This is a genomic window from Chelatococcus reniformis, assembly GCF_014640075.1.
In the GTDB taxonomy this organism is placed as follows: Bacteria; Pseudomonadota; Alphaproteobacteria; order Rhizobiales; family Beijerinckiaceae; genus Camelimonas; species Camelimonas reniformis.
Genome location: NZ_BMGG01000009.1, coordinates 198,607 through 216,614, shown reverse-complemented (window position 1 = coordinate 216,614; position 18,008 = coordinate 198,607). Strand labels below are relative to the sequence as shown.

16 protein-coding genes are annotated in these 18,008 nt (G+C 68.7%); 7 read left to right on the top strand and 9 right to left on the bottom strand.

Going from position 1 to position 18,008, the window contains the following annotated elements; genetic code table 11:
• Positions 1-94: 94 nt before the first annotated feature.
• Positions 95-2,602: a cell cycle histidine kinase CckA gene (gene cckA, locus IEW34_RS23715; protein ID WP_188611709.1), complete on the bottom strand. Its 2,508-nt coding sequence runs from the start codon at positions 2,600-2,602 to the stop codon at positions 95-97.
• A gap of 392 nt (positions 2,603-2,994) precedes the next feature.
• On the opposite strand from cckA, the gene IEW34_RS23710 reads away from it, so the two are divergent.
• The gene (locus IEW34_RS23710; protein WP_188611708.1) at positions 2,995-4,353 is read left to right on the top strand and encodes a flagellar biosynthetic protein FliO; all 1,359 of its coding nucleotides are present in this window, start codon (positions 2,995-2,997) and stop codon (positions 4,351-4,353) included.
• Between the two features lie 805 nt (positions 4,354-5,158).
• On the opposite strand, the gene dksA is transcribed toward IEW34_RS23710, so the two are convergent.
• The 5 genes from dksA to IEW34_RS23685 form a co-directional block, all read right to left on the bottom strand.
• Complete coding sequence (dksA, locus tag IEW34_RS23705; RefSeq protein WP_188611707.1) at positions 5,159-5,578, bottom strand: RNA polymerase-binding protein DksA; 420 nt, start codon at positions 5,576-5,578, stop codon at positions 5,159-5,161.
• A gap of 195 nt (positions 5,579-5,773) precedes the next feature.
• Positions 5,774-6,736, bottom strand: coding sequence for a hypothetical protein (locus IEW34_RS23700; RefSeq protein ID WP_188611706.1), 963 nt, complete (start codon positions 6,734-6,736; stop codon positions 5,774-5,776).
• A gap of 22 nt (positions 6,737-6,758) precedes the next feature.
• Entirely contained in the window at positions 6,759-8,138 is a 1,380-nt protein-coding gene (locus IEW34_RS23695) for an MBOAT family O-acyltransferase (RefSeq protein ID WP_188611705.1), read from the bottom strand.
• A gap of 184 nt (positions 8,139-8,322) precedes the next feature.
• Positions 8,323-8,598, bottom strand: a complete 276-nt coding sequence (locus IEW34_RS23690; protein ID WP_188611704.1) for a hypothetical protein — start codon at positions 8,596-8,598, stop codon at positions 8,323-8,325.
• Between the two features lie 115 nt (positions 8,599-8,713).
• Entirely contained in the window at positions 8,714-9,760 is a 1,047-nt protein-coding gene (locus IEW34_RS23685; RefSeq protein ID WP_188611703.1) for an alcohol dehydrogenase, read from the bottom strand.
• Between the two features lie 281 nt (positions 9,761-10,041).
• Here IEW34_RS23685 and IEW34_RS23680 point away from each other — a divergent pair, with 281 nt between their 5' ends.
• From IEW34_RS23680 to IEW34_RS23665, 4 genes are all read left to right on the top strand, one after another.
• Positions 10,042-10,566, top strand: a complete 525-nt coding sequence (locus IEW34_RS23680) for a SixA phosphatase family protein (protein ID WP_188611702.1) — start codon at positions 10,042-10,044, stop codon at positions 10,564-10,566.
• 159 nt (positions 10,567-10,725) lie between these two features.
• Positions 10,726-12,168, top strand: a complete 1,443-nt coding sequence (locus IEW34_RS23675; RefSeq protein WP_188611701.1) for a YcjX family GTP-binding protein — start codon at positions 10,726-10,728, stop codon at positions 12,166-12,168.
• Positions 12,169-12,172: 4 nt separating this feature from the next.
• Positions 12,173-13,171 (top strand): YcjF family protein, encoded by a 999-nt coding sequence (locus tag IEW34_RS23670; protein ID WP_188611700.1) that lies wholly within the window; start codon positions 12,173-12,175, stop codon positions 13,169-13,171.
• 245 nt (positions 13,172-13,416) lie between these two features.
• Positions 13,417-13,662, top strand: coding sequence for a hypothetical protein (locus tag IEW34_RS23665; RefSeq protein ID WP_188611699.1), 246 nt, complete (start codon positions 13,417-13,419; stop codon positions 13,660-13,662).
• A gap of 99 nt (positions 13,663-13,761) precedes the next feature.
• On the opposite strand, the gene IEW34_RS23660 is transcribed toward IEW34_RS23665, so the two are convergent.
• A complete protein-coding gene (locus IEW34_RS23660) occupies positions 13,762-14,607 on the bottom strand; it encodes an AAA family ATPase (RefSeq protein ID WP_188611698.1) in 846 nt (281 codons plus the stop codon).
• 99 nt (positions 14,608-14,706) lie between these two features.
• Positions 14,707-15,285 carry a tyrosine phosphatase family protein gene (locus IEW34_RS23655; protein ID WP_188611697.1) on the bottom strand — a complete coding sequence of 193 codons (579 nt, stop codon included), beginning with the start codon at positions 15,283-15,285 and terminating at the stop codon, positions 14,707-14,709.
• A 338-nt stretch (positions 15,286-15,623) separates the two neighbouring features.
• Between IEW34_RS23655 and IEW34_RS23650 the strand changes: the two genes are divergently transcribed.
• Complete coding sequence (locus tag IEW34_RS23650) at positions 15,624-16,028, top strand: Spy/CpxP family protein refolding chaperone (protein WP_188611696.1); 405 nt, start codon at positions 15,624-15,626, stop codon at positions 16,026-16,028.
• A 175-nt stretch (positions 16,029-16,203) separates the two neighbouring features.
• On the top strand, positions 16,204-17,379 hold the full coding sequence (locus IEW34_RS23645; RefSeq protein WP_188611695.1) for a vWA domain-containing protein: 1,176 nt from the start codon (positions 16,204-16,206) through the stop codon (positions 17,377-17,379).
• Between the two features lie 62 nt (positions 17,380-17,441).
• On the opposite strand, the gene IEW34_RS23640 is transcribed toward IEW34_RS23645, so the two are convergent.
• Entirely contained in the window at positions 17,442-17,762 is a 321-nt protein-coding gene (locus IEW34_RS23640) for a 2Fe-2S iron-sulfur cluster-binding protein (protein WP_188611694.1), read from the bottom strand.
• Between the last annotated feature and the right edge of the window lie 246 nt (positions 17,763-18,008).

Genomic DNA, 18,008 nt, shown 5'->3' with positions numbered 1-18,008 from the left:
TGGGGCGGAATCACCCGATCGCACCAGAAATGCTACAAATTTAAAGGCTTGGTGCTTCACGCGATCCGACGTGTCGATCTGATCGAGAGATGCCCTAGCCCATCTGCGACTTCACCGCCTCGATCAACTGCTTGAGGCTGAAGGGCTTGGGCAGGAAGACGAAGCTTTCGCCGTCGGGCAGGTTCTTCTTGAAGGCGTCCTCGGCATAGCCCGAGACGAACACCACCTTGGCCTTGACATCACGCGCCCGCAGCTCGCGCAGCAGCGACGGGCCGTCCATCTCGGGCATCACCACGTCCGAGACGATGAGATCGACGGGCGCGCCGCGCTGCTCCAGAAGGCTCACCGCCTCACGGCCGGAGGTCGCCTCGAGCACGGTGTAGCCGCGCGTGGCCAGCGCGCGGGCGGCGAAGGCGCGCACCGCCTCCTCGTCCTCGACCAGGAGGATGGTGCCGTGGCCGGTCAGATCCATGGCCGGCTTCTTGGCCTTGGTCACGTCCTCTACCGCCGGCACCTCGGGCTCGGCCTGGTGACGCGGCAGGAAGATGCGGAACGCCGTGCCGCGCCCCACCTCGCTCTCGCAGAGGATGAAGCCGCCGGTCTGCTTGACGATACCGTAGACCGTGGAGAGCCCGAGCCCGGTGCCCTTGCCCACCTCTTTGGTGGTGAAGAAGGGCTCGAAGATCTGGGCCAGCACCTCCGGCGGCATGCCGGTGCCGGTGTCCTGCGCCTCGATCATGACGTAGTCGGCCGCCGGCATCGCCTCGTCGTAACGCTGCGCCTGACTCGCCGGGACGTTCTGGGTCCGGATGGACAGCTGGCCGCCGCTGGGCATGGCATCGCGCGCGTTGACGGCAAGATTGACGATGACCTGCTCGAACTGGTTGATGTCGGCCTTGACCGGCCACAGGTCGCGGCCGTGGTGCACGTCGAGCTCCACCCGCTCGCCGAGGAGCCGCTTCAGCAGCAGCGACAGGTCCGACAGGATGTCGCCGATCTGCACAACCTGCGGGCGCAGGGTCTGCCGACGGGAGAAGGCCAGCAGCTGCCGCACCAGGCTCGCCGCCCGGTTGGCATTCTGCTTGATCTGCATGATGTCCTGGAACGACGGGTCGGTCGGCCGGTGCTTGCCGAGCAGCAGGTCGCTGTAGCCGATGATCGCCTGCAGCACGTTGTTGAAGTCGTGGGCGACGCCGCCGGCCAGTTGCCCGACGGCGTTCATCTTCTGCGCCTGCGCGAACTGGGCCTCGAGGGTGCGCTGCTCGGTGGTATCGAGCGCGTAGATGATGGCGGCCTCGCCGTCGCTGTCGACGTCATCGACGCCGCTGACGTAGAAGCGCGCCGAGCGACCGCCGTCGCCGGCGATCGCGGCATCGAACGGGAGCACGTCCTCACCCGCCGCGGCCGCCTTGACCGCTGCGATGAGCTGTTCGCTGTCGCGCTCCGCGGTGATGGAGCCGACGGACGCCGCCTCCCCTTCGCGGCGGGCGGGGGTACCGAACAGGCGCGAGAAGGAGGCGTTCGAACGGGCGATGGCGCCGTCGCGCGTCACCGTCGCGATGGCGACCGGGGTGTTGTTGAAGAAGCGGGCGAAACGGACCTCCGCCTGGCGCAGCCCTTCGGCCACGTCCTCGCCCGGCGAGCGGTTGAGCACCAAGGTGCGCGAGGGACCGCGGCGCCCCTCGGCATCGAAACCCACCCGGTGGAACAGGCGTACCGGCAGCATCTGGCCGCCACGCCGGCGAAAATCGAGGTCGAGGATCTCGGTCCTGATCTCGCCTGCGGCCCCGGTGACCCCATCGAACAGGGCCGCGGCGTTGATCGATACCACGTCGGCCAATGTCAGGCCGCCGGTGCCCACGCTGGCGAGATCATGGTCGAGCCAGCTCGCCAATGTCGCATTCATGTAGACGATGCCGCCATCGCGCTCGAGCGACAGGAACCCGGCCGGCGCCTGGTCGAGATAGTCGATGGCGTGCTGAAGCTCCTGGAAGACGTTCTCCTGCCGGTCGCGGTCGGCGGTGATGTCGGCGATGCTCCACAGCACCGGGTCGGCATCGGCGCGGCCGAGCGGGCGCACCGCCACGCGATACCAGCCGGCCTGGCCGCCGCCACTGAGGGGCGGCGACAGGCGCAACTCCTCCCCCCGGGCCTGCCCCGCCCGCGCGGACTGCACGAGACGGTACAACGCCTCGGACACCGCCGGCGCGCCCTTGAGCAGCAGCTCCGGCGGCAACGGATCGGCGCCGGCCGCGGCCCCCGTCAGCCGCCGATAGGCCGCATTGGCGTAGACGACGGCGCCGTCGGCGGCGACGACGATCAACCCCTCGCCGGCGGTATCGGCGATGGAGCGCATGAGATCGTCGCCGGCCGTACGCGGGCCGAGCCGGGCGAGGCCGAACGCCAGGGCGAACAGGGCGAAGATGCCGGCGATGGCTGGGATGGCGAGGGCCGCGAGCACCAGAGGCCGATGGCTCTCACTTGCCTGCAGCGCGAAGATCACGGCGGCGCCGATGACGGCGAGAGCGAAGACGGCGAGCCGCCCCACGTGGGGGGGACGATCGGTCCGGTCGAGCGCGGTGCTGGCGGTCGTCTCGCTCATGAATGCTCAGGGAGGCTGCTCAAGCCGCTCAAGGCCTTTGTCTGCGTTTATGCGTCAGGTGGGGCCGGAGCAAGCGCAACAACGCGCGCCGGCACGTTATTCACCCAAAGTTCGCGGGGCCGTCGCGGCCGTCTTGCGAGCGCCCGGGCGGCCGGGATCGCGCAATATTGAGACAACATATTGCATTTGCACATCTTTTCAGCGAAAGTAGGAGCTTGTCGGTCCGCCGCGCGCGCTCGCGCCCATCGCCGACCGCGCCGACTTTGCTGGAACAACTATTGCCGCTGGATCAACCGTCGATTAACCATGAATATGAAACAGTGCCGCCAGGTAGCCTAATTGTCGCGCGACTTGGCTTTGCTAACCGCGGCAGTGAAAAAGCCGAGTGATCGATGTTCGGAATTGAGATGTCACCCGCCGTCCAATATCTCGTCGCCTTCGTCATCATCTTCGCGTTGCTGACGGTGTTCGCACTCGTGCTTCGCCGCATCACGGGGGGGCGCAAAAAATTCGGTGCGCAGGTGTCCCGCGCGCGCCAGCCGCGCCTCGGCGTGGTCGACATTTTCGATCTCGACCAGCAGCGCCAACTGGTGCTGCTGCGGCGGGACCACGTCGAACATCTGGTGATGATCGGCGGGGCCTCGGACGTCGTCATCGAGGCCGGCATCCTGCGCGGTCACGCCAGCCGGCAGCCGTCGGCGGCGTCGGGCCTGGCCGACGCGAACGAGACAACCGAACGCAAGGGTGAGCCGATTGCCGGCCGGCCGGGACAGGACGTGGCCGCGGACATCCCCGAAGCTGCCGCGGCCCCGCCGCGCGCCGACGTGCGCACCCTGCCCGCCGCGCCGCCGCCGGCTCGCCCGGTGCCGGAGCCGCGGCCACCGGTCGAGGCGGCACAGCCGGTCGAGCCCCGTGGTGCCGCCGAGCGGCCCGAACCTGCCCCACGGAGCGAGCGCCGCTTCGAACCCCGTCCTCCGGCGCGGCCGGATGCCCCCACCCCCCTCGCGCCGGCGCCGACCCAGCCGCAGCGGCCGGCCCCGGGGCCCGTCGCCGTACCGCCGGACCAGACCCGGCAGGCGCCTGCCGCCGGGCCCGCTCCCGCGGGCGAGCGCGGCGAGCGACGGCTGACCGACATGGCAAGGCAGCTGGAAGAGGCGCTGAAAAAGCCTTTCGCCGCCGTCCGCCCGGCAGCGCAGGACGCATCCCCGCCACCGCAACGGCCGTCGCAGCCGACGCCCAGCCGCCCGGTCCCGCCGGCCGAGCCCTCGAGGACTGCCACCGAACGACCGGCCCAGGCGCCGGGGCCGACACCAGCGCCAACTCCGGCGCCGGCACCCCCGGGGCCGCGGCCGGACGCGCCGCCGACGCCGTCGCTGCGCCCTCTGGACCTGCCGGGCTTCCGGCGCCCGGTGCCGCCGGCACCGGCAACCCCGGCGCGCCCGCAGCAACCGGCCGCCGCCGAGGCACCCGCCCGCCCGGGCAACTCGCGCGTGGATCTGCCCGATTTGAACTTCGACCTGCCGCCCACGGCTCGGCCCGAGCCCGCCGCTCCGCCCCGGCCGCAGCCGCCCGCTCCGGCATCGACGCCCGAGGCACCGCAACGGCCCGCCGCGGCGGCCTCGCCGGCGCCGGAGAAGTCCGACGCGCCGCCGGCCGAGCCGACCCCGCCCGGGCCGCCCGATCCGTTCTCGCCCGAGGCGATCGAGGCCGAGTTCGCCCGACTGCTCCGTTCGCCCAGCCCCAAAAGCTGACGGCCCCAAGAGCTGACGGCCCCGAGAGCTGCCGGCAGAAGCGCTGCCGGCAGAAGAGCTGATCACCTCGTGCCGGCGCGGCAGAGCCGCCCGGGCCTGCTGCCGGAGCCATCCTCGCGTCGGCGAGGGGCGGCCGCGGGCCGGGCGGGTCGGCCGGGATTTGCGGCACCGCGCCGCCCGTCGTCAGATGCTCTGGCGACGAAGGCTCGGGAGACGGGCGGTGCCTCCATGAGGAGTCGCCGCGGTCAGGAACCGTGCGTGCGGCAAGGTCGAGAGGCTCCGCCGCCGCGGTGTCGCGGGCGGGAACCTCCGCCCGGCCGGTTGGCGGTTCGTGTGCTACGCGATCCGTGGAACCAGCGTTTCTCTGAGCGGCGGCAGTCTCTGCAGCGGGATGGTCTCTTCCCATTGCGAAATGGGCTGGCGAACCCGCCAGGCGAATGAACCCTCCGCCGCGAAGCGGCGGCCGGGGACAGCATGCTCCGCGCCCGACGGTCTTGGAGCACATTTCGATCGGAACGCGCCCTGGAGCATTTCGCCTCCGCAATGGCGATCATCCAATGGCGCAGAAATGCTCATCGTCTGTTGAGACTGGAGCGCTTTCCGCGCCCTAGGAGCGATTTTTGAGCGAAGTGGACGCCGGTTCGCGTAAAGAAAACGCGACAATTCAAACAGATAGAGCATTTCCGCGATTCAAAGAAACGCCGAAATGCTCTAGGGTGGCTCCGCCCGAGCGCAAAGCGCACCTATCGCCGGCCGCCTTCGACACAGCTATGCGCAGCAGGGCGCGCCTCGCGCGCGGCGCCGCTCAATCGTCGCGGTAGACGCGCTCGTTGCGCTCGTGGCGCTCCTGCGCCTCGAGCGACAGTGTGGCGATGGGCCGGGCCTCGAGGCGTCGGAGCGAGATCGCGTCGCCCGTCTCCTCGCAATAGCCGTAGGTGCCATCCTCGATCCGCTGCAGCGCATCGTCGATCTTCGAGATCAGCTTGCGCTGACGATCGCGGGCCCGTAGCTCGATGGACCGATCGGTCTCGGACGACGCGCGATCTGCGAGATCGGGATGATTTTCGTTCTCGTTCTGCAGGGTGGCCAGCGTATCCCTGCTTTCCCTCAGAATCTCGTCCTTCCACTTCAGCAGCTTGCGGCGAAAATACTCGCGCTGCCGCTCGCTCATGAATGGCTCGGCTTCCGAGGGTCGGTAGCCTTCGCCGATGGTGACATTCGACATCGCGGCTTCTTCTCTCGTCGACCCGGATGCTGGCATTGGCGGAGGGCGCTCCACGCAGTTAACCGGACAAGGCGGTCGCTATATAGCCGCACGTATCGACGCCGACAACGCACCATCTGCAGGGCATCGCCTGCCGCGGCACCGCGGCGCAGCCACGCCGGGGTCGGCCGCCGCAGCCCTGAGCGCCATTGCTGCTCAAGGCGAAGCCTGCATCAGGGCCGCCACCCGCCGGCCGATCGCGTCGGCAAAGCGCTGGCCCAGGGCCCTGCGGTAGTGCGATCGATCGAAAAAATTGTCGTCGTCCCAGCTCTCCGGCCGGTCGGTCGACCAATCGAGCACCGCCGTCCGGGGCCGCGAATCGGCAACGCGCACCGCCGATTCGCGGCAGGCGCGCCAGGTTCCGTCGGCAGGGCTGCCGGGCACGGGCCGATAGCTGTGGTGCACCGGGCTCCAGGTGAGCACGACCGCAGTGGTGGGCGGCACCCCGTGCAGCGCCTCGTCCAGCGCTTCGAGCCCGGGGAAGCGGTTCGCCGGGTTGGCGGATTCGGACGGCGGCGGCGCCGACAGGCGGCGGCGATGCAGCTCCGGCTCTGTCGCGCCGACCGAAATGTAGTCCTGCTCGTAGTCCCAGAAGCCGTCGGGCCGGGCCCGGGCGCCCCGCCCGCCGAGGTAGGCGAGCCGGCGCGAGGCCTGTTCTAGCGCTTCGAAACGCAGCAGCCCCCTGACATAACCGAGGGAGGTCTCGGCGTAGAGCCAGAACGGAAACGGCTTGTCCGCCTTGATCGAGGCGAGGCACCACCACTCGTCGAGACCGATCACCAGCGCGGCGGGACGGGGATGGTTGCGCAGGAACCAGCGCAGCAGCACCAACTGCTCCTCGGGCCGAATCGCCGGCACCATCAGCGTCACGAAACGCAGGCCCGTTGCCGCGTCGAGCCGCGAGGGCTCGACCATCTGCACCCGCGAATTGCCGATGAGCGCCGCGTTGAAGGCGGGATCGCGGCCTCGGCTCGCGTTGGCGATGCGCGGGCCGGTGTCGGGGATGCCGCCCTTCTCGATGAGTGCCAGGCGCCCCGTGTCGTAGGGATCGAGGGCGACGACCGCTGCCAGGAGGGCGGCCAGCAGCACCGCTGCGGTGATGACGAAGGTCGTCGCCACCGCCCGCCATCGGGCGCCCGTGTCAGAACTGGAAATAGATGAACTCGTAGTTCGCATCGTCGCCGATCTTGAACAGGACCAATACGAACACGACCGCGGCCGCGACGGCCAGCAGGCGGGAGGGCGGTGCCCGCTGGACCGCCGCCCAGGCTGTCGGGCCGATCAGCGCGACAAGGGCAGCAAGCAGGATCGTCCGCCACTTGAAGCCGTGACCGATCGAGGTGAGGCCGAGCATGCCCTCGTAGATCCTGAGCGCCGCCTCGAACGTCTGTGCGCGAAACAGCACCCAGGTGAACAGGACGAACAGGAAGGTGAGGGCCCAGCCGACGAGCGGCGGGATGGTGCGACCGGTGCGGCGCCAGAGCAGGCCGGCACACAGCCCGAGCCCGTGCGCGGCGCCCCAGGCCACGAAGGTGAGGCCGGCTCCGTGCCACAGGCCGCCCAGCGCCATGGTGGCGAACAACGCCCAGACCTGCCGCGGCAGGCCGTGGCGGTTGCCGCCCAACGGGATGTAGAGATAGTCGCGCAGGAAGCGCGACAGGGTCATGTGCCAGCGCCGCCAGAAATCCTGCAGCGACAGGGCCCGGTACGGCACTTCGAAATTCTGCGGCAGCACGATGCCGAACATCAGCGCGATGCCGAGCGCCATGTCGGTATAGCCGGAGAAATCGAAATAGATCTGGAAGGCGAAGGCGAGCGTGGCCTGCCACGCCTCTGCGAGTGACACCGCCGTGCCCTTGGCGGCCGCCTCGTAGACCGGGTTCACATAGGCCGAGAGCGGATCGCCGATGAAGACCTTCTTGATCAGGCCGACGACCAGCAGCAGCAGGCCGCGCGCGAAACGCTCGGCCGCGTCCGCGCGGGCGTAGGGGCGCTGGTCGAACTGGTGCATGACCTCGCTCCAGCGCACCAGAGGGCCGGCGAGGACTTGCGGAAAGAAGGCGATGTAGAGACCGTATTTGACGAGCCCGAAATCGGGGGCGCGGCCGGCTTTCAGGTCCACCAGATACATCACGTGGTGGAAGGTGAAGAACGAGATGCCGAGGGGCAGGGCCGCCCCGCTGCCGAAGACGTCGATGCCGGTCAGATCCAGACCCGGCAGCAGGCCGGCGAAGAAGCCCGCGTATTTGAACACGCCGAGCACGGCCAGATTGACGATGATGGCGAGGGCGATCAGCCAGCCCAGCCGCAGGCGGATGAAGGCCTGCGCCAGCAGCCAGTTGAGCAAGACGGACAGCACCAGCAACGGCACGAAGCGCCAATCCCAGTAACCGTAGAAGGCGACGGACAGGGCCAGCAGCAGAGGCAGCCGCAGTTGCGGCCGGACGCGCTCGACCAGCCAGTGCAGGAGCAGCGCGACCGGCAGGAAGACGAGCAGAAATGCAAACGAATTGAAGAGCATCGCGGCCCAGAGGATGTCCCGGTCAGATGGCGTCATCCGAGCGGAGTGACATGCTCCAACTCCACCTCGAATCGGGAGCGCTGTCTGCCCAACGCGGCGGACCGCCTGGGGGCGACCGCAGTTGATGACGCCGCTTCTGGTTCAGGACCTTGCAGCCGTCAAGTCGACGCCTGCGCCCGGCGCCTCAGCGACCGTCGCGCCTGGCGGGCGGCTTCGCCTGCATAGCCGTCTCCAGTCGCGCGATCTTGTCCTCGATCTTGTCGAGCTTGGTCAGGATCTGCACCAGCAGATCGGGCACGACGGCGATGTTCTCCGCCGTCGTGCGGGCTGACTTGGCGGTCGCCTTGGCCGCCTCGAGCAGGTCGCGGGAGTCGGCTTCGGACGTCGCCGGAGCCGGCTTCGCGGCCGGCGGCTCGCCAGCCCGGGCCGGCGCGGGCCCGGCCAGCAAGATCACGGTCAAGAACAAGGTTGGGAAGGCTGCGCCGCGCATCGAAGATGCCCCTGATTCGGACAAGTCGCCGTCAGGGGCATCCCTGCATGCGCGATGCGCGAACCGCAACCCGTGGCCGACCGGTTCAGGGCGTCAGCACGGCGCGCCCGACGATACGGCCACCACGCAGATCCTCGAGCGTCTGACCGACTTCGGCGAGCGGACGCCGGATCAGCGGGACCGCCGGCACGGCGCCGGCTCGCACGAGCTCCATGAGCTGGTGGAACTCCGACAGGCTGCCGACGAACGAGCCCTGCACGGTGGCCGCCTTGATGGGAAACATCGGCAGGGCGAAAGCGGCGGCGCCACCGAACAGGCCGACGATGACCAGCTTGCCGCCCTTGCCGAGGGCATCGAACCCGAGGGAGGTCGATTGGGTGTTGCCGACGAGATCGACCACGCCACGCAGCCCCCCGCCGGCGGCGGCGGTGGCCTGCTTCACCGCGTCCGGAGCGGCACCGTCGACCGCTGCAAGGGCTCCCGCCGCAAGCGCCGCCTCACGCTTCTTGGCGTCGATGTCGACGACGACCGCACCCTTGCCGCCGAGCGCCTTCAGCAGCGTCAGCGCCATCAGGCCGAGGCCGCCGGCGCCGATGATCATGATCGGCTCGTCCTTGAACACGTGCTCGAGCTTCTTGAGCGCGCTGAACGTGGTGAGCCCCGAGCAGGCGTAGGGAGCCGCCACGGCCGGATCGACGCCGTCGATGGCGAGGAGGTAGCGTGGATGCGGCACCACGATGTGATCCGCATAGCCGCCGTCGCAGACAACGCCGAGGGCGCGCGGCCGGTTGCACAGGTGCTCATCGCCCGCCTGGCACAAGGCGCATTTGCCGCAACCGATCCACGGAAACACGACGCGCACGTCGCCGGCCTTGACGCCCTCGGCCTCCGGACCGGCGGCGATGACCTCGCCCACGGTCTCATGGCCCATGGTCAACGGCAGCGGAATGCCGCGCATCGCCATCTTGCGGCCGCCGCCCAGATCGTAGCTGCCCTCCCAGATGTGAATGTCGCTGTGGCAGACGCCCGCCGCCTTGACGCGCAGCAGCACTTGCGTTCCCTCGGGCGTCGGGGTGTCCTCGTCGACGGTCTCCAGAGGCTGCTCGAAATCCTTAAGGCGATAGCTGCGCATTGTCGTGTCTCCTCCCGGCGGCGGCTGGTGTGGCTGGAGAATCCGGAATTCGCCGACGGTGGACTCGCGATGCGAATTTCCGATTCCCCAGCCGCACGGCTGTGGTAGTCGGCAGCCGGCATTCATGCTGTCGATCAAGCGATTGGGCAAGACGCATTCGACGGGCGAGGGACGCGAACAACGGGCTTCCTCACCGGTTGTGCGCGGACATGGCGCATTTGCTGTGGGCGCGACCGAAAATTGACGCGCGGCTGTGATATAGCTCGACTAAGGATCGTTCCATGCTTCGGCTCATGCTCCTGCGCCATGCGAAATCGGACTGGCCCGATGGCGTGGCGGATCACGAACGCCCGCTCGCGCGGCGCGGCCGGGAGGCTGCGCCGGTGGTGGGGTCCTATATGGCCGCCGAGCAGCTCGTGCCCGATCTGGTCATTGTCTCCACCGCTCGGCGCACCCGCCTCACGTGGGATCTGGTGGCCGCCGCCTTCCGCGAGGAAGTACCGGTCCGCTTCGAGGAGCGGATCTACGAGGCGAGCCCGGAAGATATCCTCTCGGTCATCCAGGCCACGCCCGATACGGTGCGCACGCTCCTCGTCGTCGGCCACAACCCCGGGTTCGAGGAGCTCGCCGGCCGTCTCGTCGGCCACGGCGATCGCTACGCCTTCGCACGCATGCTGCAGAAGTTCCCGACGGCGGCGCTCGCCGTCATCGATTTCGCCGTGGAGCGCTGGGATGCGCTCGCCGACCGCGGCGGACGCCTGGACCGGTTCATCACGCCGCGGATGATCGGCGGCGTCGACGACTGAGCGAGCGCATTTCGCCATTGCATGAGCTCATTCAACTGCACCTAAATGCTCCAACTTTTTGAAGCTGAGGAGCTTCTTTGGCGATAGGTGGCTCCGCCCCATCGCGAAGCACCTTAGGCGCGAGGTGACGAACCTCGAGCGAGCGCGTATGCAGACCGGGTGAGCCCGCCCGTCTTTTCCGATACGCTCGACGCCCTCAGGAGCTTGGCCGATTTCGCCGTCGGCACGGTGCAGCCGACCGTGCGACTCGGCGTGACGGGGCTTTCCCGCTCCGGCAAGACCGTGTTCACCACCGCGATGGTGCACCACCTGCTCGAGGTGACGCCGATGCCGGTGTTCCGCGCCGCGGCCGAAGGCCGGATTAGGCGGGCGCGCCTGGCCCATCAGCCCGACGACGACGTGCCGCGCTTTGCCTTCGAGGACCATCTGGAGGCGCTCACCGGCTCCGAGCGCCGCTGGCCCGGCTCGACGACGCAGATCGCCGAGCTGCGGGTCGCCATCGACTTCGAGCGGGCGGCCGGCTGGATCAAGGGGCCGTCGACGCTGTTCGTCGACATCATCGACTATCCCGGCGAGTGGCTGACCGACCTCGCCCTGCTCGACGAAAGCTATGCCTCCTGGTCGCGTGACACGGTCAATGCGAGCCGCCGCGCCGACCGCGTCAGCCTCGCCGGACCCTGGCATGCGGTGCTCGCCGACATGGACCCGGCCGGCCCGGCCAGCGAGGCCAACGCCGCCGCCGCGAGTGAGGCCTTCAAGGCCTATCTGCTCGCCCTGCGCGCCGGCCCCGAGGCCGTGGCCACGACCCCGCCCGGCCGCTTCCTCATGCCCGGCGATCTCGCCGGCTCGCCCGCCCTCACCTTCGCGCCGCTCGACCTGCGTGGCGCGGCGCCGCAGCGGGACACCCTGGGCGGTCTCATGGAGCGGCGTTTCGAGGCCTACAAGTCGCGGGTGGTGCAGCCGTTCTTCCGTGATCACTTCGCCCGCCTCGACCGCCAGATCGTGCTCGTCGACGTGCTGGCGGCGCTCGACCGCGGACCGGGCGCGCTGGCCGAGCTGGAGACGGCGCTCGATCGGGTCCTCGGCGCCTTCCGGGCCGGCCGCAACACGCTGACCTCGATGCTGTTCGCGCCGCGCATCGAGAAGGTATTGTTCGCCGCGACCAAGGCCGACCACCTGCACCAATCCGGCCATGCCCGGCTGGAGGCGATCCTGCGGGTGCTGGTGGAGCGCGCCATCCGGCGCACCGAGGGCGCGGGCGCCAAGGTGGGAACGGTCGCGCTGGCGTCCGTGCGCGCCACCAGGGAGGCGATGGTGCGCGAAGGCGCGCTGCGCCTGCCGGCGATCACGGGGACGCCCGAAGCCGGCGAGGTCATCGGCGGCGAGACCTTCGACGGCCAGACGGAGGCGGCGATCTTCCCCGGCGAGCTGCCGGAGCGGCCGCAGGCCGTGTTCGACGGCGCGGTTGCGCCGGGCTCGCTGCGGTTTCCGCGCTTCCGGCCGCCGAAATTGACGAACGACCCGGCCGGCCGCAGCCACAGCCTGCCGTACATCCGCCTCGACCGGGCGCTTGAATTCCTGCTTGCCGACAAGCTGGCCTGACCTCATGACCACGCCCCCGCGCGCCTTCCGGCTCGACGACCCCGACGTCCTCGCCGTCCCGGCCGGGGAGGCGCCGGCGGGGTCGGCCTCCGTCGTCGTGGCGGCTGAGGACGGCGAGATCGTCGACGCCGTCGCGGAGCCGGAGGCGCCGCGGCGCGGTACCTCCTGGGGCGGTCTGTTCCTGTCCGCCCTCGGCGGGCTCGCCCTGCTCGGCATCGGGCTCTGGATCGAAAGCCTGATCACGCAGTTGCTGGCGCTCGCGCCGGCGCTCGGCTACGTCGCCATGGCGCTCGCCGCCCTGGCCGTCCTGGCCTTCCTCGTGCTGCTGGCGCGCGAGGTCGCCGGCGTGCTGCGCGAGCGGCGCATCGAAAGGCTACGGCGCGCCGCGGTCGATGCCCATGCCGAGGCGAGCGACGACAAGGCCCGGGCCGTCGTGCGCGATCTGCTGGCGCTCTATGCGAATCGGGCGGACACGGCGCGGGCCCGGGCGGCGCTCGACGGCCTCGGAGACGCCATTATCGACCCGCGCGACCGCCTCATGGTCGCCGAGCGCGAGTTGATGACCGCCCTCGACCTGTCGGCCCGGCGCACGGTGGCGCGGGCCGCGCGCCAGGTCTCGCTGGTGACGACGATCAGCCCGCGCGCCATCGTCGACGTCGGCTTCGTGCTCTATTCGTCGTTTCGGCTGATCCGGCAGCTCGCTAGCATCTACGGCGGCCGCCCCGGGTTCCTCGGCTTCCTGCGGCTGGCGCGCAACGTCCTCGCGCATCTGGCGCTCACCGGCGGCATGGCGGCCGGCGACAGCCTGATCCAGCAGGTCATGGGCCTCGGTGTCGCCGCCCGCGTCTCGGCGAAGCTCGGCGAGGGCGTGCTGAACGGCATGCTGACCGCACGGGTGGGCCTTGCCGCGATCGATGTCTGCCGCCCCCTGCCCTTCGAGGCGCTGTCGGCACCGACGTTCACGGAAGTGGCCGGGCACCTGATCGAGAGCAAGACCGAATAGCGCCTCTGCCGCCAACTTCGGGCGCCATCGCCTCAAGGGACCTGCAGGGCGATGGTGACGGAATCCAGCCGATCAGCGCAGCCGCCGCTGCATCGTGCGAGGTCCCGATTGCGGCCGTCGGCAACCTCCTGTTAACCGGCAGACGCTTTGGTCGCACGCGTGTCACCGGTCTGTGGCCCGGATTCGCTTTGGCGCGATGCGCCCTGCTCCAGGCCGAGCGGCCCCTGCAGCGAGGAGTTTTCGACATGAAGAAATATGTTCTGATCGCGGCGCTCGCCCTCGGCGGCGTGTTTGCGTCAGCCGGGGCCGAGGCGGCGGTTGCCTGCGGGCCGCGCGGATGCGTCGCTGCACGGCCCTATCACCGCCCGCCGCCGCGCGCCTACGTTCGGCCCGCCCCGCGGGTCTACGTCGCGCCGCGCCCGCGGGCCTACGTCGCGCCGCGTGCGGTTGCGCGCTGCTACTGGCGGGCCGGCGTCCGCGTCTGCCGCTGACGGCGCCCTCCGGATCGAAAGATCGGAGAGGTTCCAGACGACTGCGCCGGCCCGGAACCTCCGAGCCGGCGCTCGCCCTATCAGGCGTGACGAAAAAGCTCAGCGCTGCTCGCGCCGGGCCATGAACGCCAGCTTCTCGAAGAGGGTGACATCCTGCTCGTTCTTGAGCAGCGCGCCATGCAGTGGCGGAATGACCTTGCGCGTGTCGCGCTCGCGCAGGACCTCCGCCCCGATGTCCTCGGCCATGAGCAGCTTGAGCCAGTCCAGCAGCTCGGAGGTCGACGGCTTCTTCTTGAGGCCCGGCACGTCACGCACCTCGAAGAAGAGCTTCAGCGCCTCCTCGACCAACCGGCGCTGGATGCCGGGATAGTGCACCTCGATGATGGCCTTCATCGTTTCTTCGTCGGGAAAGCGGATGTAGTGGAAGAAGCAGCGGCGCAGAAAAGCGTCCGGCAGCTCCTTTTCGTTGTTGGAGGTGATCACCACGATCGGACGCTTGTTGGCGCGGATCGTCTCGCCGGTCTCGTACACATGGAACTCCATGCGATCGAGCTCCAGCAGCAGATCGTTCGGGAACTCGATGTCGGCCTTGTCGATCTCGTCGATCAGCAGCACCGGGCGCTGGTCGCTCTGGAACGCCTCCCAGAGCTTGCCCTGCTTGATGTAGTTCTTGATGTCCGTCACGCGGCTGTCGCCAAGCTGGCTGTCACGCAGACGGCTGACGGCGTCATACTCGTAGAGGCCCTGCTGTGCCTTGGTGGTCGACTTGACGTGCCAGGTCAGCATCGGAGCGCCCAGCGCCTTCGAAATCTCCTCCGCCAGCACGGTCTTGCCCGTTCCAGGCTCGCCTTTGACGAGCAGCGGACGCTCCAGAACGATCGCCGCATTGACGGCGACCTTCAAGTCCTCGGTCGCGACGTAGGACTCGGTTCCATGAAACTTCATACCGGCTTCCATTTCATATCACAGTTGCGGCGACACTAGGCGCAACGCCCACCGTCAAGCAAGTGCTTGATTGACAACGGTCCTGGACCATCTCTGCGTTCAGTCGAGGAGGGCGGAGTCGACCTCCCGGCCCCGCCCATAGGAACGGATCGCCTCGGCGAGCTCGGGACGCACCTTCACCTGGTGGCCATAGAGACGGCGCAACGCCGCATTGAGGCGGCCGCCACGGCCCAGAAGCTCGTCGGCAAAAGCGATCATGCGGGAATTGGGCCACATCTGCGGCCGCACACGCAGGATCCGGGCTAGAATTGTGCCTTCGTCCGCCTGCGGATGGTCCTGCAGCAGCAGCGTCGTCATGGCCGCCGTCGAGCGCGACACGCCCATATGGCAATGCACCAGGAGGTGGTCGGACTTTTCCGGCACCAGATCGATGCCCTCGCCGAAGGTGAGCAGCGCCTCCACGTCCTTGCGCTGCGGCAGGATCATTCCCGGGGCCGGATCGATGATGTCGTGAAAGCGCAGAGTCAGCCGCCGGTGCTGCCCGTAGTCGCCAAAAGCATCGGGATCGTCCCGCTCAGGATCGAGGATCGAGAGCACGTGCGTCACCGACTTGCCACGGAAATCGGGCAACTCGTCGATGCCGCAAACGACGAATTTGTCCTTGATGCTTTCCCGCATGCCTCACCTCCGGTCCGTGGCGCCGGGGTTAAGCGATCGAAGCCGGTGTGTCGACCGCCAAAAACGCAACGCCGCGCCGATGACCCCGGCCCCGCCGGCGCTGCGGTCCGTCACCGGCCGTTAACCAAGACCCATCATTACGCATCCTTAATTTGAAACCGGGGGGGCCCGGCCACATCCTTTTCTCACCTCGATCGGAGGACTGAAGGCACATGAAACGCACCCTCGCAGCTTTGACTATGACCGCCGCTCTTGCCGTCGCAGGCGCCGCTTCGGCTCAGCAGCAACAGAACGCTCAGGGGGCCGACGCCGGCTCCGGAGGCAGGGCCCGGCCGCAGATGACAGATGCGGACCGCAGCGCGTTCGTCGACGCCCGCATCGCCGGCATCAAGGCGGGCCTCAAGCTGACGCCGGACCAGGAGAAGCTGTGGCCGCAGGCCGAACAGGCGATCCGCGACGCCGCCAAGGCGCGCGCCGAGCGTTTCGCCCAACGGCGCGAGAAGCGCGCGGACGCCCGCGCCAACCCGGAGGACCGCCCCGACCTGATCCAGCGCATGCGCGGCGGTGCCGAGCGCATGACCGAGAATGCCGCCACCGTGAGCAAGTTGGCCGACGGCATCGAGCCGCTCTACAAGACGCTGGATGAGGCGCAGAAGCGTCGGCTGTCGGTGCTGATCCGCTCCGGAATGCAGCAGCGCAAGTTCGCCGGCCACTTCGGCCACTGGCGCCAAGGCGCCGAGTAGGCGGCCCGCTCGCTCCGCCGTCCATCCGTTCCGGCCGGGCCTCCTGCCCGGCCGCTTTCTTGTCGCCGTCCGGTGCCACCTCGGCTCGGCGACACGGCTTCCGGTCGGCGCCCGGAGTTGTTATCCTGCCGGCCGAGACGATGGGAACCGCCCCATCCTGCGGCAAGAGAACGCCATGTTCCTGAACTTCTTCACCGAACTGCGCAGCGCCAAGGTGCCCGTCAGCCTGCGCGAATACCTGACCCTGCTCGAGGGCCTCGACCAGGACCTGGCGGAGAAGAAGGTCGAGGATTTCTATTATCTCTCGCGCGCGTGCCTGGTGAAGGACGAGCGCAACCTCGACAAATTCGACAAGGTCTTCGGCCACGTCTTCAAGGGCCTGGAGACCATGGGCGAAGCTGTCGAGGCCGCCGAGATTCCCGAGGAATGGCTGCGCAAGCTGGCCGAGCGCTACCTGACCGAGGACGAGAAGAAGGAGATCGAGGCGCTCGGCTGGGACAAGCTCTGGGAGACGCTCAAGGAGCGCATGAAGGAGCAGAAGGGCCGCCACCAGGGCGGCAACAAATGGATCGGAACAGCCGGGACCTCGCCCTACGGCGCCTACGGCTACAATCCCGAAGGCATTCGCATCGGGCAGGACAAGAACCGCAACTTCTCAGCCGTCAAGGTGTGGGACAAGCGCGAGTTCAAGGACCTCGACGACGACGTCGAGCTCGGCACCCGCAACATCAAGATCGCGCTACGCCGCCTGCGCAAATTCGCCCGCACCGGTGCGGCCGACGAGCTGGACCTCGACGGCACCATTCACGAGACGGCGCACAAGGGCTACCTCGACGTGCAGCTGCGGCCCGAGCGGCGCAACGCCATCAAGGTGCTGCTCTTCCTCGACGTCGGCGGCTCGATGGACTGGCACGTGGAGAAGGCGGAAGAGCTGTTCTCCGCCGCCCGAACCGAGTTCAAGCACTTCGAGCACTATTATTTCCACAACTGCCTCTACGAGCGCGTGTGGAAGGAGAACCGGCGCCGCTTCCAGGAGGTGACGCCGACGCTCGACGTGATCCGCACTTTCCCGTCCGACTACCGGGTGGTGTTCGTCGGCGACGCCTCCATGAGCCCCTACGAGGTCGCCATGCCGGGCGGCTCGGTGGAGCACTGGAACGAGGAGCCGGGGCAGGCCTGGCTGAAGCGGATGCTCGATCACTTCCCGAAGTCCATATGGCTCAATCCGGTGGCGGAACAGCACTGGAGCTACACCCAGTCGATCTCCCTGATCCGGGACATCTTCGGCCAGCGCATGTTCCCGCTGACCCTGGAAGGCCTCGACAAGGCGATGCGGGAGCTGTCCCGCTAGAAGCGCGTACCGTTCGGGCCATCGCTCCGATCGCCGGAACACCCCCTGCGGCAGGAGCGAGCTCAGCCCTGGCGCACGGGCGTGTGGACAATCAGGCCGTCGAGCTCGGGCCTGACGATGATCTGGCAGGACAGGCGCGAGTGCTCGCGGACGTCGAAGGCGAAGTCGAGCATGTCCTTCTCCATGTCCGCCGGCGCGCCTACGGCCTCGACCCAAGCATCGTCGACATAGACGTGGCAGGTGGCGCAGGCGCAGGCGCCGCCACATTCACCGACGACGCCGGGCACGTCGTGCTTGACCGCGATCTCCATCACGGTGCTGCCGGCGGGCGCATCCACCGTTCGGGTGGCGCCGTGAGCGTCGATGAAATTGACTGTCGGCATGGCAGCTCCTCGGTTATCCCCGTGTGGCCGGCTCGGGCAAGATGGGCCCGAGCGCGCTCTCATAGAGCACAAGCGGCCGCCAGCGATACGCCCTCGTGCGCCGCGGGTCGCAATGGCCGCTTCCGCGTTGCGCCCAGAGGCTGCGGCTCGACGATTCAAACAACGCCATCGGGCGGCGACACATAGGTAAACAACTCGTTAACGACGTTCTGAGGTCGGCGAAGGGCTTGGGTTTCCAACGCATTG

Bases quoted from the DNA above. Each gene is read 5' to 3' on its own strand.
- IEW34_RS23650 (WP_188611696.1), top strand. From the start codon at position 15,624: ATGACAGATGCGGACCGCAGCGCGTTCGTCGACGCCCGCATCGCCGGC.
- IEW34_RS23665 (WP_188611699.1), top strand. From the start codon at position 13,417: ATGAAGAAATATGTTCTGATCGCGGCGCTCGCCCTCGGCGGCGTGTTT.
- IEW34_RS23685 (WP_188611703.1), bottom strand. From the start codon at position 9,760: ATGCGCAGCTATCGCCTTAAGGATTTCGAGCAGCCTCTGGAGACCGTC.
- IEW34_RS23710 (WP_188611708.1), top strand. From the start codon at position 2,995: ATGTTCGGAATTGAGATGTCACCCGCCGTCCAATATCTCGTCGCCTTC.
- IEW34_RS23660 (WP_188611698.1), bottom strand. From the start codon at position 14,607: ATGAAGTTTCATGGAACCGAGTCCTACGTCGCGACCGAGGACTTGAAG.
- IEW34_RS23655 (WP_188611697.1), bottom strand. From the start codon at position 15,285: ATGCGGGAAAGCATCAAGGACAAATTCGTCGTTTGCGGCATCGACGAG.
- IEW34_RS23645 (WP_188611695.1), top strand. From the start codon at position 16,204: ATGTTCCTGAACTTCTTCACCGAACTGCGCAGCGCCAAGGTGCCCGTC.
- IEW34_RS23670 (WP_188611700.1), top strand. From the start codon at position 12,173: ATGACCACGCCCCCGCGCGCCTTCCGGCTCGACGACCCCGACGTCCTC.
- IEW34_RS23640 (WP_188611694.1), bottom strand. From the start codon at position 17,762: ATGCCGACAGTCAATTTCATCGACGCTCACGGCGCCACCCGAACGGTG.
- dksA (WP_188611707.1), bottom strand. From the start codon at position 5,578: ATGTCGAATGTCACCATCGGCGAAGGCTACCGACCCTCGGAAGCCGAG.
- IEW34_RS23695 (WP_188611705.1), bottom strand. From the start codon at position 8,138: ATGCTCTTCAATTCGTTTGCATTTCTGCTCGTCTTCCTGCCGGTCGCG.
- cckA (WP_188611709.1), bottom strand. From the start codon at position 2,602: ATGAGCGAGACGACCGCCAGCACCGCGCTCGACCGGACCGATCGTCCC.
- IEW34_RS23680 (WP_188611702.1), top strand. From the start codon at position 10,042: ATGCTTCGGCTCATGCTCCTGCGCCATGCGAAATCGGACTGGCCCGAT.